This is a genomic window from Kaistella sp. (assembly GCF_041824135.1).
In the GTDB taxonomy this organism is placed as follows: Bacteria; Bacteroidota; Bacteroidia; order Flavobacteriales; family Weeksellaceae; genus Kaistella.
The window spans coordinates 17,212-33,791 of record NZ_JBGZYM010000094.1 but is presented as its reverse complement, the minus strand read 5'-3'; the positions used below and the strand labels follow the sequence as shown (position 1 = coordinate 33,791).

Here is a 16,580-nt window from a genome sequence, read left to right as displayed (position 1 = left end):
TTTAGAGAGTCAGGTTTAAATGAATATTCATAAATAAATCTTTGAGTCTGTCCATCAATCTTCAGAGAAAGAAAAAGTAGAAATAATAAAAAAATACAGTTTTTCATTTAGATATCAGTTTTTTGTGAGATTACAGCTAACTTGTATATATGTCCTAATTTATCAGACAAATACAATGTATTTCGTAGGGATTTGTCTGCTATTCGTAAGAATTATTTCTAATCACTAAGATATATTTTTTTTCTTATAAATACTCAGAGCGACTTTTTATTTATTTCCCATATCTTTTTCGAGATATAACTGTCCGAACTCATAGCCCCAATCGCAGTGAAAATCCCCGGAATGAAGTGCGAGCGAGCGAGCGCTAAATGAAGGGATTGTAACGAAGAGCGGGACTGGTTTTGGAAGAAGCGAAAATCTGGATGCTCCTAAAGATAAATATCAGTAAGGACTTTATTTGGCATAATTTACACTCAGAATCAGATTTTCGGAAACCGATTATTATTAAGAATACTAATGTAGGTCTTATGGATTTTGAGTTTGTAAAAAAATTAAAGAAAAATTTAGAGTAAGCGTTTACTTTCCCAATCTTTTATAAAGTGCGTTAAACTTTGTTAGCGTCAATGTATAAAAATGATATTCTGCGTTATTGATGGGTATTAACCAATAAAATTATTTTATGAAAAAGTCAATGTTAGCAATCGTATTACTAGGAGCCGGAATTACATTTGCATCTGCACAGAAGAAAGAGAGTACAAAAATGCAGAAAGCGACTAAAATAGAAACTCTACAAAAAGCAGAAGTAAAAGCCGAAATGCAAGCTGTAGATTCTATGAATGCAGAACCTGTAGAAGTTAAAGCTGAAGATCAGAAGAAAACAGAAGACATGCAAATGAGAGAAGCAGAAGATGTTAAAGCTACCGAGAAAACGCTTAACACTCAAAAAGCTAAAAAAGAAATCGTAGAGTAAGAATCATTAAACTGACCAACAATCAGGACCGACCTAAATAATAAAAAGCATTGAATTTTCAATGCTTTTTATCCTTTCACTTTACTTTTTTCCCATTAGCCCGGGACAGGATTGATGAAAAAAGCCGGAGTAAAACTCCGGCTTCGATTTTTTATACCACACCTTGCGCTAACATTGCCTCGGCAACTTTTACAAAGCCGGCGATGTTGGCTCCTTTTACATAGTTAACGTAACCGTCTTCTTCTTTACCGTAGTCTCTACAAGCCTTGTGAATGCCGATCATAATTTCTTTTAATCTTGCATCAACTTCTTCAGACGACCAGTTCAAACGAATTGAATTCTGAGTCATTTCTAATCCGGAAGTTGCTACACCACCAGCATTAGAAGCTTTTCCAGGGGAGAACAAAACTTTGCTGTCCAGGAAATAATTTATAGCATCCAAAGTTGAAGGCATGTTCGCTGCTTCAGTTACACAAAGCACGCCGTTTGCAACCAATGCCTGAGCATCTTCTAATAATAATTCATTTTGCGTTGCGGCTGGAATTGCTACATCACATTTAACATCCCAAGGACGTTTTCCTGCGTAGAATTTAGCACTAGGGAATTTTTTTACGAAATCTTCTGCTCTGTTATTTCCAGAGGCCCGAAGCTGTAGTAGATAGTCTACTTTATCACCAGAAATTCCGTCTTCATCATATACGTAGCCATCAGGACCAGAAATAGTTAACACTTTTCCGCCTAATTCATTTACTTTTTTTACAACACCCCAAGCAACATTTCCGAAGCCAGAGACGGCAAAGGTTTTTCCTTTCACTTCTTGCCCGATTGTTTTCAACATTTGCTCACAGAAATAAACAACACCATATCCGGTTGCTTCCGGACGAATTAAGGAACCACCGTAAGCCAATCCTTTTCCTGTTAGTACGCCAGTAAATTCATTTCTGATTTTTTTGTACTGACCAAATAAATAGCCAACTTCTCTGGCGCCAACTCCAATATCTCCGGCAGGAACATCGGTTTCAGGTCCGATATATTTGCACATTTCTGTCATAAATGCCTGACAAAAACGCATTACTTCCATATTTGATTTTCCCTGTGGATCAAAATCAGAACCTCCTTTACCACCACCCATTGGAAGAGTTGTTAAAGAGTTTTTGAAAGTTTGTTCGAATGCTAAAAATTTAAGAACAGATAAATTCACAGTCGGATGAAAACGAATTCCTCCTTTGTAAGGACCAATTGCAGAATTCATTTGAATTCTAAAACCTCTGTTTACTTGAATTTCACCAGAATCATCAACCCATGGAACGCGGAAAATAATGGTCCTTTCTGGTTCTGCCATCCTTTCTAAAAGTTTCATACCATTGTATTCTTTACGAGTTGCAATGAAAGGAATTACTGTGGCAGCAACTTCTTTTACAGCTTGTAAGAACTCTGGTTCATTTGGATTTTTCGCTTCAATGTGTGCGATAAATTCCTGAATTTTCTGCTCTACGTTGTAATGTTCCATATGAATTGAGAATTATTACTAACAAATTTAACGTTTTTTCAGAACTTACAAGAAAAACTTTGTGTATTGTTGAATTATTAATAAATTTAGAGTTTATTTTTATTAAATTCATAAAATAGACATTTAAAACATTAAAAATTGAAAGTAATTCGAGGTTTAGTATTTTTTTAAAAATGTTTAAAAGTTAAATTGCAAGATATTGTCGTCCAGAAAGTGCTTTTATATATCCCAAAATTTCTAATTGTAACAAATCGGGTAAAATTTTATAAGTCGGGATTTCTAATTTCTGCGCAAGCTCATCTAATGAGAATGGAATCTTGCGATCGAGCGTATTTAAAATATTTTGTTGATGATCTGGTAATAAAATTCTAACCTCAGAAACGGGGAAAAGTTCGTCTGTTTTTTCAACATCATCCGCAAAACCGAGTTGCTCAATAAGGGCTGAGATGGTAGAAATTACGGCGGCTTTATTTTGATGGATAAGTTGGTTGCAACCCTGACTGTATTTTTCATCAATTCTGCCGGGCAAAGCATAAACTTCTCTGTTGTAATTGTTAGCAAATGTTGCTGTGCTTATCGAGCCTCCGCCAAAAGCGGTTTCGACCACAATTGTTGCCGGTGCCAAACCTGCGATCACGCGGTTTCGCTGAATAAAATTCTCGCGATCAGGCTTTTGAGTAGAATTGAATTCGGTGAATAACACGCCGTTTTCCTCCAGTATTTTTTGAGACAGTTTTCGATTTCTTGATGGATAAAGGGTATGAAAACCATGTGCTAAAACTGCAACAGTCGGAATATTGTTTTTGATGGAAACTTCATGAACCTCAGCGTCTGCACCCAAAGCCAAACCACTTATGGTGATGATCTTTTCACTTTTAGCAGCAATTAATAAGTCTTGAATAAATTGTTTTCCGTAAGCTGAAATATTTCTTGTACCCACAATGCTTACGGCTTTTCGGGAGAAGTCAAAATTTCCTTTTTGATATAAAATTGCCGGAGCATCTTCACATTCATTTAATAATGTTGGTAAATCACCAAGATGCCGAAGATTGATTTTAATGCCATTTTTCTCACAAAATGCAATTTCTTTTTCAGCAAATCTTAAATGTTCCGGGTTACCAATTTCGACTGCTATTTTTCGACCGATGCCAAAAATATTTTGCAATCCTGATTTTGAAAGTTCCCATACTTCTTTCGGAGAACCAATTTCACCCACCAACTTTCGGAAAATTACATCTCCGATTAAAGGACAGTGCCGCAGCGCAATAGAGTAAAGATTTTCTTCGGAACGCATAATGAAGTTTTATCAAAAGTATCAAAATTTATTCATTCTTCCGAAGTTCATCTAACCGTTCCCAAACATTTTCTTTCTTTTTATAAGGAAGTTCTAAAAAATCGTCCGGATGATTTTCTTTGTATTCCTGCCACAGTTTATCATCTTTTTCACTATAATAATTCGGGAATTCCCAGATAAATTTCAATGTTCTTTCACCTGATTTTCGAAAAATAAAAGCCATCACTATTCCAATCACAGCACCTGATAAATGCGATTGCCAGGAAATTCTGCTTGGTTCTGCAAGATTAGAAAATAATTCTTCCGGCAATACGCCCCAAATTAAACTTCCATAATACAGCGCAACAACCAAAGACACGGTTAAGAATTTCATGTTCCACCGGAATACGCCGCTGAAAAATATGAAGAATGCCAAAACATAGACAATTCCGCTGGCACCGATAATGCAAACTGTGTTAAATTCACCAGTATAAATATCAATTGGTGGTAAAAGCCAAACTAAAAACCCAGTTAAGATCCAGCCGAGCAAAAATACCTTCTTCGCAATAAACGGATAGAATTGATAAAGAAGAAATACCAAAACAAAAATAGGAACTGAATTCCCAAAAATATGTTCCAGACTTCCATGCAAAAACGGAGAGAGGAAAATTCCTTTTAATCCATGTGGATTGAGCGGAATGATCGCGCCCGAACACCCAGTAAACCAACCCATATATTGGAGAAAATATCCGAACCACATCGCCGCTACCATGATGGCTGCGTTTCGTATGGCGTTGAGATTCAAGTGGTTTTTTAGCATGATGTTCTTTTTGACAAAAGCGTGACCAAAATGATTATTGGACAATATTGACTAAATCTTTTTATAAATGTAAATAAAATCAGACAAAAAGTACGAAAAGGCTATAGAATGAATTTTATAAACTTGTTTGTTTGTCTTAAATTTGCAAACTATGAGAAATCTGCTAACTACAATTCTGACATTTATATCAATCTTCGCTTTTTCGCAAAACGATAAACACGTTTTGGCCGAAATCGATTCAATCTCACAAAACAGATGGAATTCAACCACGCTGAATATTGACAGCTTAGCTGATCCAAAGTTTGAGAAATTTGAGGTCCATTTTAAAGATACGATCGTTATTCGAAACCGTGATGTGATCATCGAAAAGGATGAAAACATTCCGGTAACGCCTTATAATATATTGCAGTTAAAAGATCCTATTAAATGGTTTTACTATGGCCAAAACAGCATGACGTTCAATCAGTCATCTTTTTCTAACTGGAACTCTGGTGGTAATAACAGCATTGGTATTATCGGCAAAATAAATTATAACATCAGTTATAAAAATAACAGGCATTTTTTAGACAATAATATACAGTTAGGTTATGGTTTTCTGTCGTCAGAAGGCGAGTCTTCGCGTAAAACCGAAGATTACATTAACCTGATGACCAACTATGGTTACGATGTAGGAAAGAATTTTTATTTATCGACAGGTTTTCAGTTTTTATCGCAGTTCTCGGCGGGATATAATTATTCATTAACTCCTGATCCAACGTTTGAAGATCGAATTTCGCGTTTCATGTCGCCCGGTTATGTTTATGCTGGGGTCGGTATTTTGTACAACCCTAATGAGAATTTCCAGATTATTTTTCGTCCGGTCAATGGCAAATTTACCTTTGTTAATGACCCTCATTTACAGAAAGCAGGAAAGTATGGTTTGGAGAAGGATGGCCAGTCGGTTCGTTCAGAACTGGGTGCTTTGGTGAATATTCTTTATCGACTGAAAATTTATAAAGACATTAACTTGGTCAATCAAGTCAATTTTTTTAGCAATTATATTTTTAAAGCAGATCGAGTGGATATTTCTTATAACGGAACGCTCAACATTAAATTTAATAAGTTTATCACTACGGTTGTGAGTTTAGATCTTTTGTACGACCACGATCAAATGCAAAAACTACAAATGAAACAAACTCTAGGTGTAGGCTTTTCTTATAATTTTGGTTTTGAAATCAGAAAGGAAAACAAAAAGATGATCAAACCATTTGTTACCAATTAATTAGATAAGAGACTTTTATTTAGAATAAAATTTAAAGTTTTTTAAAAAATTACCACTTCATTTCGGAGTGGTATTTTTTATACATTCCAAAACTCACGATCCAGACTTCGGTACTGAATCGCTTCTGAAATATGAGCTGCATTAAGCGTTTCCGCTTGTTCTAAATCAGCGATCGTTCTTGAGACTTTTAAAATTCGATCATAGGCTCTCGCTGAAAGATTCAGTTTTTCCATCGCAGTTTTAATAAGGATTTGCGATGTCTCATCAAGTTCACAGAACTTCTCAATTTCTTTTGGACCCATTTGCGCGTTATAATGAATATCTGAATTTTTATAACGGTTACTCTGGATTTCGCGAGCAATCAAAACGCGCCGTCTGATATCATCGCTTTGTTCTCCTTTTCTTTTATCTGAAAGTTGCTCAAACTCTACTTTTTGAACTTCGATATGAATGTCAATTCGGTCGAGTAGCGGTCCGGAAAGTTTATTCATATACCGCTGCATCTCGAACTGAGATGAAGTATTGTTGGGATCGTCAGGGAAATAGCCACTTGGACTGGGATTCATGCTGGCAACCAACATAAAACTTGCGGGATAGTTGACTGTAAATTTTGCACGGGAAATAGTGACTTCGCGATCTTCCAAAGGTTGACGCATGACTTCCAACACCGTTCTTTTGAATTCCGGCATTTCATCCAGAAATAAAACGCCGTTATGGGCTAATGAAATTTCGCCTGGTTGAGGATAGCTTCCGCCGCCTACAAGGGCAACATCAGAAATAGTATGATGCGGACTGCGAAATGGTCGAACCGTCATCAATGAAGTTTCCGTTCCGATCTTTCCCGCGACAGAATGAATTTTAGTCGTTTCTAAAGCTTCCTTTAAGGTTAGTGGTGGTAAGATGGTCGGAACTCTCTTTGCAAGCATTGTTTTGCCACTTCCCGGCGGACCGATGAGAATAATGTTATGTCCGCCGGCCGCTGCAACTTCCATCGCGCGTTTGGCGGTTTCCTGACCTTTCACTTCCGAGAAATCATTGGGAAAATGATGAACCTTTTCCTGAAACTCTTTTCTAATATCAATCGTAGTTCTCTCTAAAGGAATTCCTTCGTTAAAAAAATCGACCACTTCTTTGATGTTGTCAATTCCGTAAACTTCAAGATCACTTACGATGGCAGCTTCCCGAATATTGAGTTTGGGTAAAATAATTCCTTTAAATCCTTCTTCTTTTGCTTTAATGGCGATTGGTAAAACTCCTTTTATAGGCAATAATCCGCCATCTAAAGATAGTTCGCCCATAATAATGTATTTACCGATTTCTTCGGCATTGATTTGCTCTGATGCCGCCAGAATACCTAAGGCAATACTCAGGTCATAAGCAGAACCTTCTTTGCGCAGATCGGCCGGCGCCATATTGATGGTGATTTTCTTACCAGGTATTTTGAAACCAATGTTTTTCAACGCCGCCGAAATTCGGTAACTGCTTTCTTTGATGGCGTTGTCAGGAAGACCTACCAAATGATAACCAACACCGCCTGTATCGATATTGACCTCTATAGTGATTGTTTGTGCAGAGACTCCGAAAATGGCACTTCCGTAAATTTTTACTAGCATGGTTTGTGTTTTGAGACTAAAAGTAATAAATAAATCTCAATGTTCTAGAAAAGAATGACTGCAACCGTTTTAAAACTAGAACCTTAAATAGCTTAAAACAAAAAAAACTTCTCAATTTCTTGAGAAGTTTTGTGGGCGGTACTGGGTTCGAACCAGTGACCTCTGCGATGTCGACGCAGCGCTCTAAACCAACTGAGCTAACTGCCCTAATTAAAAAAAACCTCAGAATAAACTGAGGTTTCTTGGGTGGGCCCTGAGGGATTCGAACCCCCGACCCTCTCGGTGTAAACGAGATGCTCTGAACCAACTGAGCTAAGAGCCCGATACCATTTTTGATGTGTCAAATTTTGGTTCGGCAAATGTACAAAAATTTTCTATTCTTCCAAATTTTTTTGAAGAAATTCTCCGACCACAAAGTTGCTTCCGCCGATAAAAATCATTTCATCTTTTTTAAGTTGTTGTTTTGCAAAAAGATACGCATCCTGAACGGTCTCAAAAATTTTATAAATTATTTTCGATTTTTTTAATAAATCTTCATAATCCTGTGGGTGACGACCCCGATTGTTGGCAGGTTTGGCAAAATAGAAGGTAGCGTTGCCTGGAAGAATCTGTAAAACTTCGGTAATATTCTTTTCTGCCACGAAACCCAAAATGATATGTTTGAATTTTGGAATTGAATTGAGCTGGTCAAAAACAAGTTCTAAGCCGGCTTGGTTGTGAGCAGTATCGCAAATGATGAGTGGATCTTTCGAAAACTCAAACCAGCGACCGATGAAGTTGGTGTTTTGATGTACGTTTAAAAGTCCGTCTTGAATGTTTTTTTCTGAAATGTTTAATCCGACATTTTTCAATTCATTAATCAGCGCTAATACTACTTTAATGTTCTTTTCCTGATAATTTCCTTGCAGATCAGATCTCAAATTGGTGCTGATGGCAGTTGCATCAACAAATAAAGTGTTCAGGTCGGATGCTTTTGCTTCAATAATATTTTTCACCACCAGATCATCTGCACCTGAAATAATGGCAATATTTGGTTTGATGATTCCAGCTTTTTCATTAGTTATTTCTTCAATGGTGTTTCCTAACAAATCCTGGTGATCCAAAGCAACGTTGGTGATCGCAGAAACGATTGGAGAGATGATGTTGGTAGAATCTAACCTTCCGCCTAAGCCAACTTCTATAATGGCGTAATCGACTTTCTTTTGATAAAAATATTCGAAAGCCATGATGGTCGTGAATTCAAAGAAGGAAGGCGTGATTTCGCTGGGTAGATTTCTTAGTTTTTGAATAAAATGATAAACGAATTCTTTATCACAGTTTTCGCCATTGATTTTTATTCTTTCCGTAAAATCGATGAGGTGTGGGGAATTATAGAGTCCGATCTTGTAACCAGCTTCTTGTAAAACTGAAGCGAGCATATTGCTGGTAGAACCCTTTCCGTTGGTTCCACCAATGTGAATCATCTTTAGTTTTTCCTGAGGATTACCAAATAATGCGCAGAGTTTAGTAATGTTTTCTAAGCCAGGTTTGTAAGCTTGTTTTCCATCGGTCTGGTAGCTTGGTATTTGTACAAAAAGCCAATCGAGCGCTTCTTGATATTGCTGATCTGTCATGGTACAAAAAATTTTTAAATATTTTGAGAAGGTCAAGTTTTTGGTTTGGATCTGGTTTTTATTTTATAACAGAATCGCGACCCGGCTTGAGCGGAAATCCTTTTTTTGCATAGGACTTGGATGATGGCAAAAAAGATTGGGAGCGGAAGACGGAGATTAGTCGCCCAAATAAATTTAGAAAGTAATGCTGTAAGTTCCTGTAGAGGAAGAGTTTGATTTTTCTGCTTTCACATATCTCTTCACCCAACTCACCGACGTTGAGACGACACAAGCATCGGAAACACCGCCTGAGCGTCGCGCCGAGATCACATTGCCGGCTTTGTCAACCGTATAAGCGATATTAATGCTGCCACTCGCTGAACAATTGTGCGATGGTTGTGCGCCACCACGACCCATCGTTCCAGGAATAAATCCGACAAGTTTTCTATCGACACCAATTTTACTGTCGCCATTTCCGTCGCCACCCAGCGGATCACCCGCGTTTCCAGTGGTTCCTGAAGTTCCCTGAGTTCCGGTCTTGGTTCCACGACCTTTTAAGAGATTTCCTATCGCTGCTGTTCCTTTGCCATCGCCACTTCCAGTAGTAGAATTAGGAGTAGCTGCTTTTGCCGGACTTGCCTTTTTCGGAGTGGTTGTTTTCGCTGGAGTAGATTTAGTTGGAGTTTTCGCTTTAACTACTTTTTCAGCTTTTGGAGTGCTTACCTTGGTATTGGTTCCCGTAATTATTTTTTCTTTAACAACCGGCTTCACCATTTCTTTTATCGGTTCTGGCTTTGCTTCTGGAACAACTTCTTCAATCGGTTCAGTTACTTCTGAATTGGCTGCCAAACTGCCTTCTTGATTGGTAGGTTCCTCCACTTCCGCGCCGTCTCTATTGTCTCCGAAATTAATGAGCATCGTTGTGACTTGCTCTGGTTTCTCGGTGATTTTGGTAAATTTATAAAACAAGATTCCCAGGAAAAGTAATAATGAGATCAGAAGCGTAATGATTGCGCTTCGTCTTCGGTCTTTTTCTTCGTTCTTTTTATGTTGAATGATATAATCCATTTTTTGACGGATTTCTTTTTTAGAGAATTAATCGTTTATTGTTCTTGAGTGGTTGCAATGGCTAAATTGTACTGATGGCTTTCTGCAATTCCCATCACGAAAACAACATCTTTATGTTTGGTGTTTTCATCGGCTCTGATGGTAAATGAAGGTTTTTCTTCTCCTTTTAAAGTAGTCACCAAATAGTTTTCCAGCTGTTCTTTCGCAATCTCTTTATCGTTTACAAAATACTTGCCGTCTTCTTTAATGGTCACTACTGCTGGGTCCTGAACACTTGGGTTCGCGGTGTCGGCAGTGGGTAATTTTACTTCAATTGAACTTTGACTAATTGCAGAACTTGTGATCATGAAGAAAATCAACAACAGAAAAATAATATCTGTCATCGAGGCCATACTGAACTCGGCATTAACTCTGTTTTTTCTTTTTAACTCCATTATAACGGGGTGTTTAAAGTATCCAGAAAGTCATTAACATGCGTTTGAATTTTCAAAACCAAACGATCAACATTGGTTACCAAAATATTATAGAAAAAGTAAGCAGGGATTCCGACAAACAATCCGATTGCAGTTGTCGCCATCGCCGTATAAATCCCAGTCGCTAAAAGTTTAGGACTCACCGCGCCGGTAACATTGGAGATTTCAAAAAACGCCATGATCATTCCAACTACCGTTCCCAGAAACCCTAACATTGGTGCTGCTCCAGAGGCAGAAGCTAATATGTTGAGATTTTTCTCCAGCTTCGAAACTTCCAACTGTCCTTGATTTTGCATTGCATTCGAGATGTCAGAAATAGGTCTTCCGATTCGGGCCAATCCTTTTTCGATCATTCTGGCTTCCGGAGAATCGATGGTTTTACAATAATCAACTGCGGTGGTAATCTTTCCTTCCTGCACGAAATCTTTAATATTTTCTAAAAAATTCGGAGTTTGTTTTGAAGCTCTTTTGATGAAGAAGTATCTTTCTAAAAAGATATAGAGTGCTAAAATCCCTAAAAGAAAAATGGCAATCATAATAATATTTCCGACGATACCGCCTCCGAAAAGAATTTCCCAAAGTGAAAAAACGTGCTTTTCTGTAGTCGTATTAATGATTTGCGTTGGAGTTTGTAAAAACATGTGTACTTTTTAATTTTAAAATTGAACGTCAAAATTACCTTAATATTACAGATTTTAAGGTATTTATTTAAAGTTGGACTGAATTAATAGAATTAATCTTCGTCAACAATAATTTCGTCTTGCTTGAAATTACATTTCAGTTTAAACGGAATTGGCTGGTTTGAGCCGGTATAAAAATCAGTAATATTTCCTTCCCAGAAAAGTTCGAGTTCACCAGTAGCGTCATTCTTGAAAGAAAGTTTGCTCTCGGTAAGGAATGCATCTTCATCATCAAAAAGATCGACCCCAATGAAATTATCAGCGTCGGAATCGCGCATCGCAAAAGACTTTCCAACGAGTTCTGAATCTTCGATCGGAAAATCAAAAACATTCATCGAAATTTGGGGAAAGTTATATTGCAATGAATCATCATCTACATGATCCAAAGAATCATCGGTAATAATTTCTACTTCCAAAAAATGTTGAGTGTTGCTGTAAACGGCTTTGCAATAAGTAGTCTGGATGTGATATTTTAGGGTTTCATCCGGATGATAGATTTTTAAAATCCCTTTCATTTTTTTAGAAAAAATTGAGTTATATAAGTAATCAGCGAACCTGATAGAGCAAAGATAAAAAATAGATTGATTGTGCAAAATTATTTGTTGTAATTTTCAATTTGATTAAAATCAGGAGTTTAAAATCATAATTTCTAAACTTTAATCAAAAACAATTAATTTAGCATCTTCAAAAATAGGATAATGAAAAATGTTTTATACACTGCTTTTTTAGGAGTAGTTTTCTTGACCGGATTTACAAGTTGTAAAAAATCTGATTCGCCTTTAACCAAAGTCACACCGATTGAAGTAGATTCAATTGCCGCTGATTACTACGAACAGTATTTGAAACTCTATCCTATAGAAGCTACGTCTCAAGGTGATTTGCGCTACAATGACCAGTTGCCGATCAATATTGATAAAGATTTTATTTCAGGTGAAATTTCGTTTTACAGTTCAGTTCAAAATAAGTTACAAAAATTAGATTATAAATCCCTTAGTGACGATGACAAAACCGTTTACGATGTGTTGGATTATACTTTAAAAGATAAAATTGAACGCTACGCTTACCATCCAGAATATATTCCGTTCACTCAGTTTGGTGGATTGCCACTGGACTTTCCGCTGTTGGGAAGTGGCGAGGGAAGTCAGCCCTTCAAAACAGTGAAAGATTATGAAGACTGGTTGAAAAGACTGGAAAAGTTCCCTGAATGGATGGCGACCGCAGAAGGAAACTTTCGGGAAGGAATGAAAAACAACTTTGTTCTTCCGAAAAAATTAGTGGCGAAAATGATTCCGCAAATGAATGCTGAAGAATTGACAAGTTCTGACTTTGAAACCAATATTTTTTATGGTCCAGTAAAAAAATTCCCGAAGAACTTTAGCAGTGCTCAAAGAGAGAAATTGACCGCAGCCTACAAAGAGGTGGTTTCGAAGAAAATAGTTCCGGCTTATGCCAAAATGGGAACATTCCTGGAAACAGAATATTTGCCGAAAGCAAGAACGACCGACGGAATTAACGCCTTACCAAAGGGAAATGAGATTTATGCTTATTATGTTAAAAGCTGGACGACAACGTCAAAATCTCCGGAAGAGATTAACAAAATTGGCCTAGAACAAGTAGCAATGCTTCGTGGAGAAATGGAGAAAGTAAAGCAAGAGGTTGGCTTTACCGAAACTTTGGAAGAGTTTATAACATTCGTAAAATCTGACCCGAAAGCAATGCCCTACAAAACGGAGAAAGAAGTGATCACTGCATTCAATGGTATTTTGGCTAAGATCACGCCGAAATTAAAAACCATGTTCAGTGTAACTCCTGTAACTCCATTTGAAATTCGACAGACCGAAAAATTCAGAGAAGCGACTGCAAGTGCAGAATATATTCAGGGAACTCCAGATGGAAAACGTCCGGGAATTTTCTATATTCCCATTCCTGATCCAACAAAATTTAATGTGACTTCAGGGATGGAATCTTTATTTCTACACGAAGCAATTCCAGGTCATCATTACCAAATTTCTTTACAGCAGGAAAACACGGCAGTTCCTAAATTCATGCGATTTGGGTGGTTTGGAGCGTACGGCGAAGGTTGGGCACATTATTGTGAAACGCTGGGGCCAGAGTTCGGATTATATACCGATCCTTATCAGAAAATGGGATATTTGAGTGATCAAATGTTGCGTGCAGTAAGGCTTGTTGTTGATACAGGAATCCATACCGGAACGATGAATCGGGAAGAAGCTATTCAATATTTCCTCAGTAATATTTCTTACGATGAAGCGAGTGCCACAGCAGAGATCGAGCGTTACATGGCCATGCCAGGACAAGCCTTAGGTTACAAAATTGGTTCCCTAAAAATTCGCGAATTGCGGGATCGATACACCAGAGATCTCGGAAGTAAATTCAGTTTAGCGAAATTCCATGATGAGGTGCTGAATCAAGGTTGTTTGCCTTTGGATGTACTCGATCGCAAAATGGAAAACTGGTCAAAAAAACAGAAATAATCTTCAGCAATAATTAATAATGAAGGTTAAAGTTTTAAAAAAAATCTATCTCTTTTTTATTATTTCTAATCAATTTTCCGCTATTTTAAAAGTATTGTAATTGGAAACATTTATGGTTAAATATTCATTTGTCAAGCTGAAAATATTTTAATGAAATATCAAATAAATCTGTAATTTTACAGGTCAAAAATTGATCATTTATGGATGTCAACTTTCCCCATATTCCGCTCTCTTTGACAGAGAATGTTCTGGAAAATGTAATGCAGAAAACGCCTTTTGGTTTTTCGCTGGTTAATGAGCATTACGTTTTTGAATTTGCAAATAATGTCTGGCTCGATATCGTTCAAAAAACAAGAGAGGAAGTTTTAGGCAAATGCATGTTCGATATTTTTCCTGAAACAGAGGATCAGTTGCTTTCCATCTTCGAAGATGTAAAGAAAAACAAACAGCCATTTTACGCGCCTGAACATTGTGTAAAGCTCCACAGGGATGGTGTGCTTCAAGATGTTTTCTTTAATTTTGTTTACCAACCGATCTACAGCGAAAATGGCGATTTGCAGTATTTCGCAACGGTGGTAATCGAAGTTACTGATCTGGTAGGCATCAAAAGTAAAATTCGAGAGGAAGAGGAAAGACTTCGTTTGGCAACCGAAAGTTCTCATACGGCAACCTGGGATTTAAACCTGAAAAATTCCGAAATTATTCATTCTACTTATTTATCAAAAATTTTCGGCTACAAAGAGGATGATGCCATCAGTCATCAGCAACTAAGAAATCATTTGGTAGAATATGACCGTGTCAATATTGTAGAGAAAGCTTACGAACGCGCTTTAAAAACTGGGAAATATAAGTATGAAGCCAGGATCATCGATAAACAGGGGAATCTGAAATGGATTTTCACCAATGGTAAAATATTCCGCGACGAAGAGAATCAACCGAATCGAATGTTAGGAGTAATGCAAGACATTACGGAACGGAAAACCAACGAGATCCTTCTTCAGGAAAGCCATCATCAGCTGAATACTGCCTTAGACGCTACTAAATTAGGCAGGTTTGATATGGATTATGAAACGCAGCATAAATACAATTTCTCACCCCGCTTTTTATCGATTCTGGGATACGACTCTGATACGGAGAAGCTGGACTGTAAGGTTTTCGAAAATCACATTCACCCCAAATATGTAAAAGTTCGTAATGATGCGTTAAAACAGGCAAAAGATACGGGCGATCTCTATTACCAAACCAAAATTATCTTGCGCGATGGAAACGTAAAGTGGGTTGAAATATATGGCAGACTCCTGGAAAGTTTTGAAGGTAGTAAACCGTACATTTCTGGAACGATGCGCGATATTACGGACTTAAAAGAGTTCGAGCGAAAAATCAGAGAAAGTGAACAGAAATATCGTTTTCTGGCTGATGCGATTCCGCAAATTGTCTGGATCGGTGAAAGTGATGGACGACTAACCTATTTCAATCAAGCGACCATGGATTATTCCGGGAAAGATTATAACACTTTTTTAGAGGGAAATGGCTGGATCGATATTGTACATCCTGATGAACGAATTGAAAATACACGCCTGTGGATGAAAAGCGTCAAAAATAAAACACCCTTTTCATTTGAACATCGTTTTCGAAACAAGAATGAAGAATACCGCTGGTTTCTAAGTCGGGCTGCTCCACAATTAGATGAATTTGGTAATGTCACGAAATGGGTTGGGACAAGTACCGATATCGACGACATGAAAAAGCAGGATGAACATAAAAATAATTTCATCAAAATCGCTAATCATGAACTGAAAACTCCGGTGACTACAATAAAAGGCTACGTGCAGTTGCTTAAAAAAATGCGTGGCGGTTCAGATGATAAATTTCTGGTCAATTCTTTAAACACCATAGAAAATCAAATCAATAAGCTCAATCATTTAATGGGTGAGCTTCTGGATATTTCCCGCATTGAATCCGGAAAACTTCCTTTGCATAAAGGTGATTTTTCTTTGCTAAAACTGGTGACAGAAACTATTGAAGATATCAAAGCAGCAGACCAAAGCCACCATATTAATTTTGAATTGAGCGATGCAAAAGATATCGAGGTTTTTGCTGACAAAGATCGAATCACGCAGGTGTTAAATAATCTTTTAACCAATGCGATCAAATATTCTCCGAATGCAAACGAGGTTAATGTGAAGCTTTACGTTGACGGAAATTGCGCTGTAGTTTCGGTAGAGGATTTTGGAATTGGTATGGATGAGCTCGAATTAACGAAGATCTTCGATCGTTTTTACCGAGTTTCTGGTGAAGATGAAGTGACTTTTCCAGGATTCGGAATCGGACTGTTTATAGTTAAAGATATCGTCGATAGACACGAGGGAAAAATTTGGGTAGAAAGTGAAAAACAAAAAGGAAGTAAGTTTTATTTCGCCCTGCCTCTTTTAGAAAATTAAATTAAAATTATGAAGATATTGGTTGTTGATGACAACAAAGACATTTGTACACTCATTGAAAGTATTTTGCTTTCCGATGGTTATGATGTCGAATCATGTTGTAATCCTGCAGAATATAGACAGAAACTGGCAATTGCAAAACCAGAATTAATTATCACCGATATGCTGATGTCAGGCTTTGATGGACGGACTTTAACCAAAGAAGTAAAGCGAAATTCTGAAACTTCTGATATCAAAGTAATGTTGATGTCTGCTCATCCCGATGCCGCAAAGATCTGCACAGAGATTGGCGCCGATGACTTTCTGGCAAAACCTTTTGAAATAGATGATTTAATCGATAAGGTAGAAAAGCTTTTAAAGTAGATCCGGTCTCAAATTTAAAAA

14 protein-coding genes and 2 tRNA genes are annotated in these 16,580 nt (G+C 37.3%); 5 read left to right on the top strand and 11 right to left on the bottom strand.

Annotation, left to right across the window (positions count from 1 at the left end; genetic code table 11):
- Positions 1-679: 679 nt before the first annotated feature.
- Positions 680-970 carry a hypothetical protein gene (locus ACEYOS_RS12165; protein ID WP_373708125.1) on the top strand — a complete coding sequence of 97 codons (291 nt, stop codon included), beginning with the start codon at positions 680-682 and terminating at the stop codon, positions 968-970.
- A gap of 151 nt (positions 971-1,121) precedes the next feature.
- On the opposite strand, the gene gdhA is transcribed toward ACEYOS_RS12165, so the two are convergent.
- The 3 genes from gdhA to ACEYOS_RS12150 all read right to left on the bottom strand — a co-directional run bounded on the left by gdhA (position 1,122) and on the right by ACEYOS_RS12150 (position 4,573).
- The gene (gene gdhA, locus ACEYOS_RS12160) at positions 1,122-2,480 is read right to left on the bottom strand and encodes an NADP-specific glutamate dehydrogenase (protein ID WP_373708124.1); all 1,359 of its coding nucleotides are present in this window, start codon (positions 2,478-2,480) and stop codon (positions 1,122-1,124) included.
- A gap of 184 nt (positions 2,481-2,664) precedes the next feature.
- Entirely contained in the window at positions 2,665-3,774 is a 1,110-nt protein-coding gene (gene dprA, locus ACEYOS_RS12155; protein ID WP_373708123.1) for a DNA-processing protein DprA, read from the bottom strand.
- 28 nt (positions 3,775-3,802) lie between these two features.
- Positions 3,803-4,573, bottom strand: coding sequence for a rhomboid family intramembrane serine protease (locus tag ACEYOS_RS12150; RefSeq protein ID WP_373748089.1), 771 nt, complete (start codon positions 4,571-4,573; stop codon positions 3,803-3,805).
- 151 nt (positions 4,574-4,724) lie between these two features.
- Between ACEYOS_RS12150 and ACEYOS_RS12145 the strand changes: the two genes are divergently transcribed.
- Positions 4,725-5,834: a DUF3078 domain-containing protein gene (locus ACEYOS_RS12145; RefSeq protein WP_373708121.1), complete on the top strand. Its 1,110-nt coding sequence runs from the start codon at positions 4,725-4,727 to the stop codon at positions 5,832-5,834.
- Positions 5,835-5,911: 77 nt separating this feature from the next.
- Here the strand turns inward: ACEYOS_RS12145 and ACEYOS_RS12140 are convergent, their stop codons facing one another.
- The 8 genes from ACEYOS_RS12140 to ACEYOS_RS12105 form a co-directional block, all read right to left on the bottom strand.
- Positions 5,912-7,447: a YifB family Mg chelatase-like AAA ATPase gene (locus tag ACEYOS_RS12140; protein WP_373708120.1), complete on the bottom strand. Its 1,536-nt coding sequence runs from the start codon at positions 7,445-7,447 to the stop codon at positions 5,912-5,914.
- Between the two features lie 132 nt (positions 7,448-7,579).
- Positions 7,580-7,654: transfer RNA gene (locus tag ACEYOS_RS12135), tRNA-Val, on the bottom strand.
- 40 nt (positions 7,655-7,694) lie between these two features.
- A tRNA-Val gene (locus ACEYOS_RS12130) sits at positions 7,695-7,769 on the bottom strand.
- Positions 7,770-7,821: 52 nt separating this feature from the next.
- A complete protein-coding gene (locus tag ACEYOS_RS12125; protein WP_373708119.1) occupies positions 7,822-9,060 on the bottom strand; it encodes a folylpolyglutamate synthase/dihydrofolate synthase family protein in 1,239 nt (412 codons plus the stop codon).
- A gap of 174 nt (positions 9,061-9,234) precedes the next feature.
- On the bottom strand, positions 9,235-10,107 hold the full coding sequence (locus tag ACEYOS_RS12120; RefSeq protein ID WP_373708118.1) for a ferric siderophore ABC transporter substrate-binding protein: 873 nt from the start codon (positions 10,105-10,107) through the stop codon (positions 9,235-9,237).
- A 35-nt stretch (positions 10,108-10,142) separates the two neighbouring features.
- Positions 10,143-10,541, bottom strand: a complete 399-nt coding sequence (locus ACEYOS_RS12115) for an ExbD/TolR family protein (RefSeq protein ID WP_373708117.1) — start codon at positions 10,539-10,541, stop codon at positions 10,143-10,145.
- The gene (locus ACEYOS_RS12110; RefSeq protein ID WP_373708116.1) at positions 10,541-11,221 is read right to left on the bottom strand and encodes a MotA/TolQ/ExbB proton channel family protein; all 681 of its coding nucleotides are present in this window, start codon (positions 11,219-11,221) and stop codon (positions 10,541-10,543) included. Before ACEYOS_RS12110 ends, ACEYOS_RS12115 begins: the two co-directional genes overlap by 1 nt.
- 92 nt (positions 11,222-11,313) lie before the next feature.
- Positions 11,314-11,775 (bottom strand): hypothetical protein, encoded by a 462-nt coding sequence (locus tag ACEYOS_RS12105; protein WP_373739247.1) that lies wholly within the window; start codon positions 11,773-11,775, stop codon positions 11,314-11,316.
- A 183-nt stretch (positions 11,776-11,958) separates the two neighbouring features.
- On the opposite strand from ACEYOS_RS12105, the gene ACEYOS_RS12100 reads away from it, so the two are divergent.
- The 3 genes from ACEYOS_RS12100 to ACEYOS_RS12090 all read left to right on the top strand — a co-directional run bounded on the left by ACEYOS_RS12100 (position 11,959) and on the right by ACEYOS_RS12090 (position 16,559).
- On the top strand, positions 11,959-13,755 hold the full coding sequence (locus ACEYOS_RS12100) for a DUF885 family protein (RefSeq protein WP_373708114.1): 1,797 nt from the start codon (positions 11,959-11,961) through the stop codon (positions 13,753-13,755).
- A gap of 200 nt (positions 13,756-13,955) precedes the next feature.
- Complete coding sequence (locus ACEYOS_RS12095) at positions 13,956-16,196, top strand: PAS domain S-box protein (RefSeq protein ID WP_373708113.1); 2,241 nt, start codon at positions 13,956-13,958, stop codon at positions 16,194-16,196.
- 9 nt (positions 16,197-16,205) lie between these two features.
- The gene (locus ACEYOS_RS12090) at positions 16,206-16,559 is read left to right on the top strand and encodes a response regulator (protein WP_373708112.1); all 354 of its coding nucleotides are present in this window, start codon (positions 16,206-16,208) and stop codon (positions 16,557-16,559) included.
- The last annotated feature ends 21 nt before the right edge of the window (positions 16,560-16,580 follow it).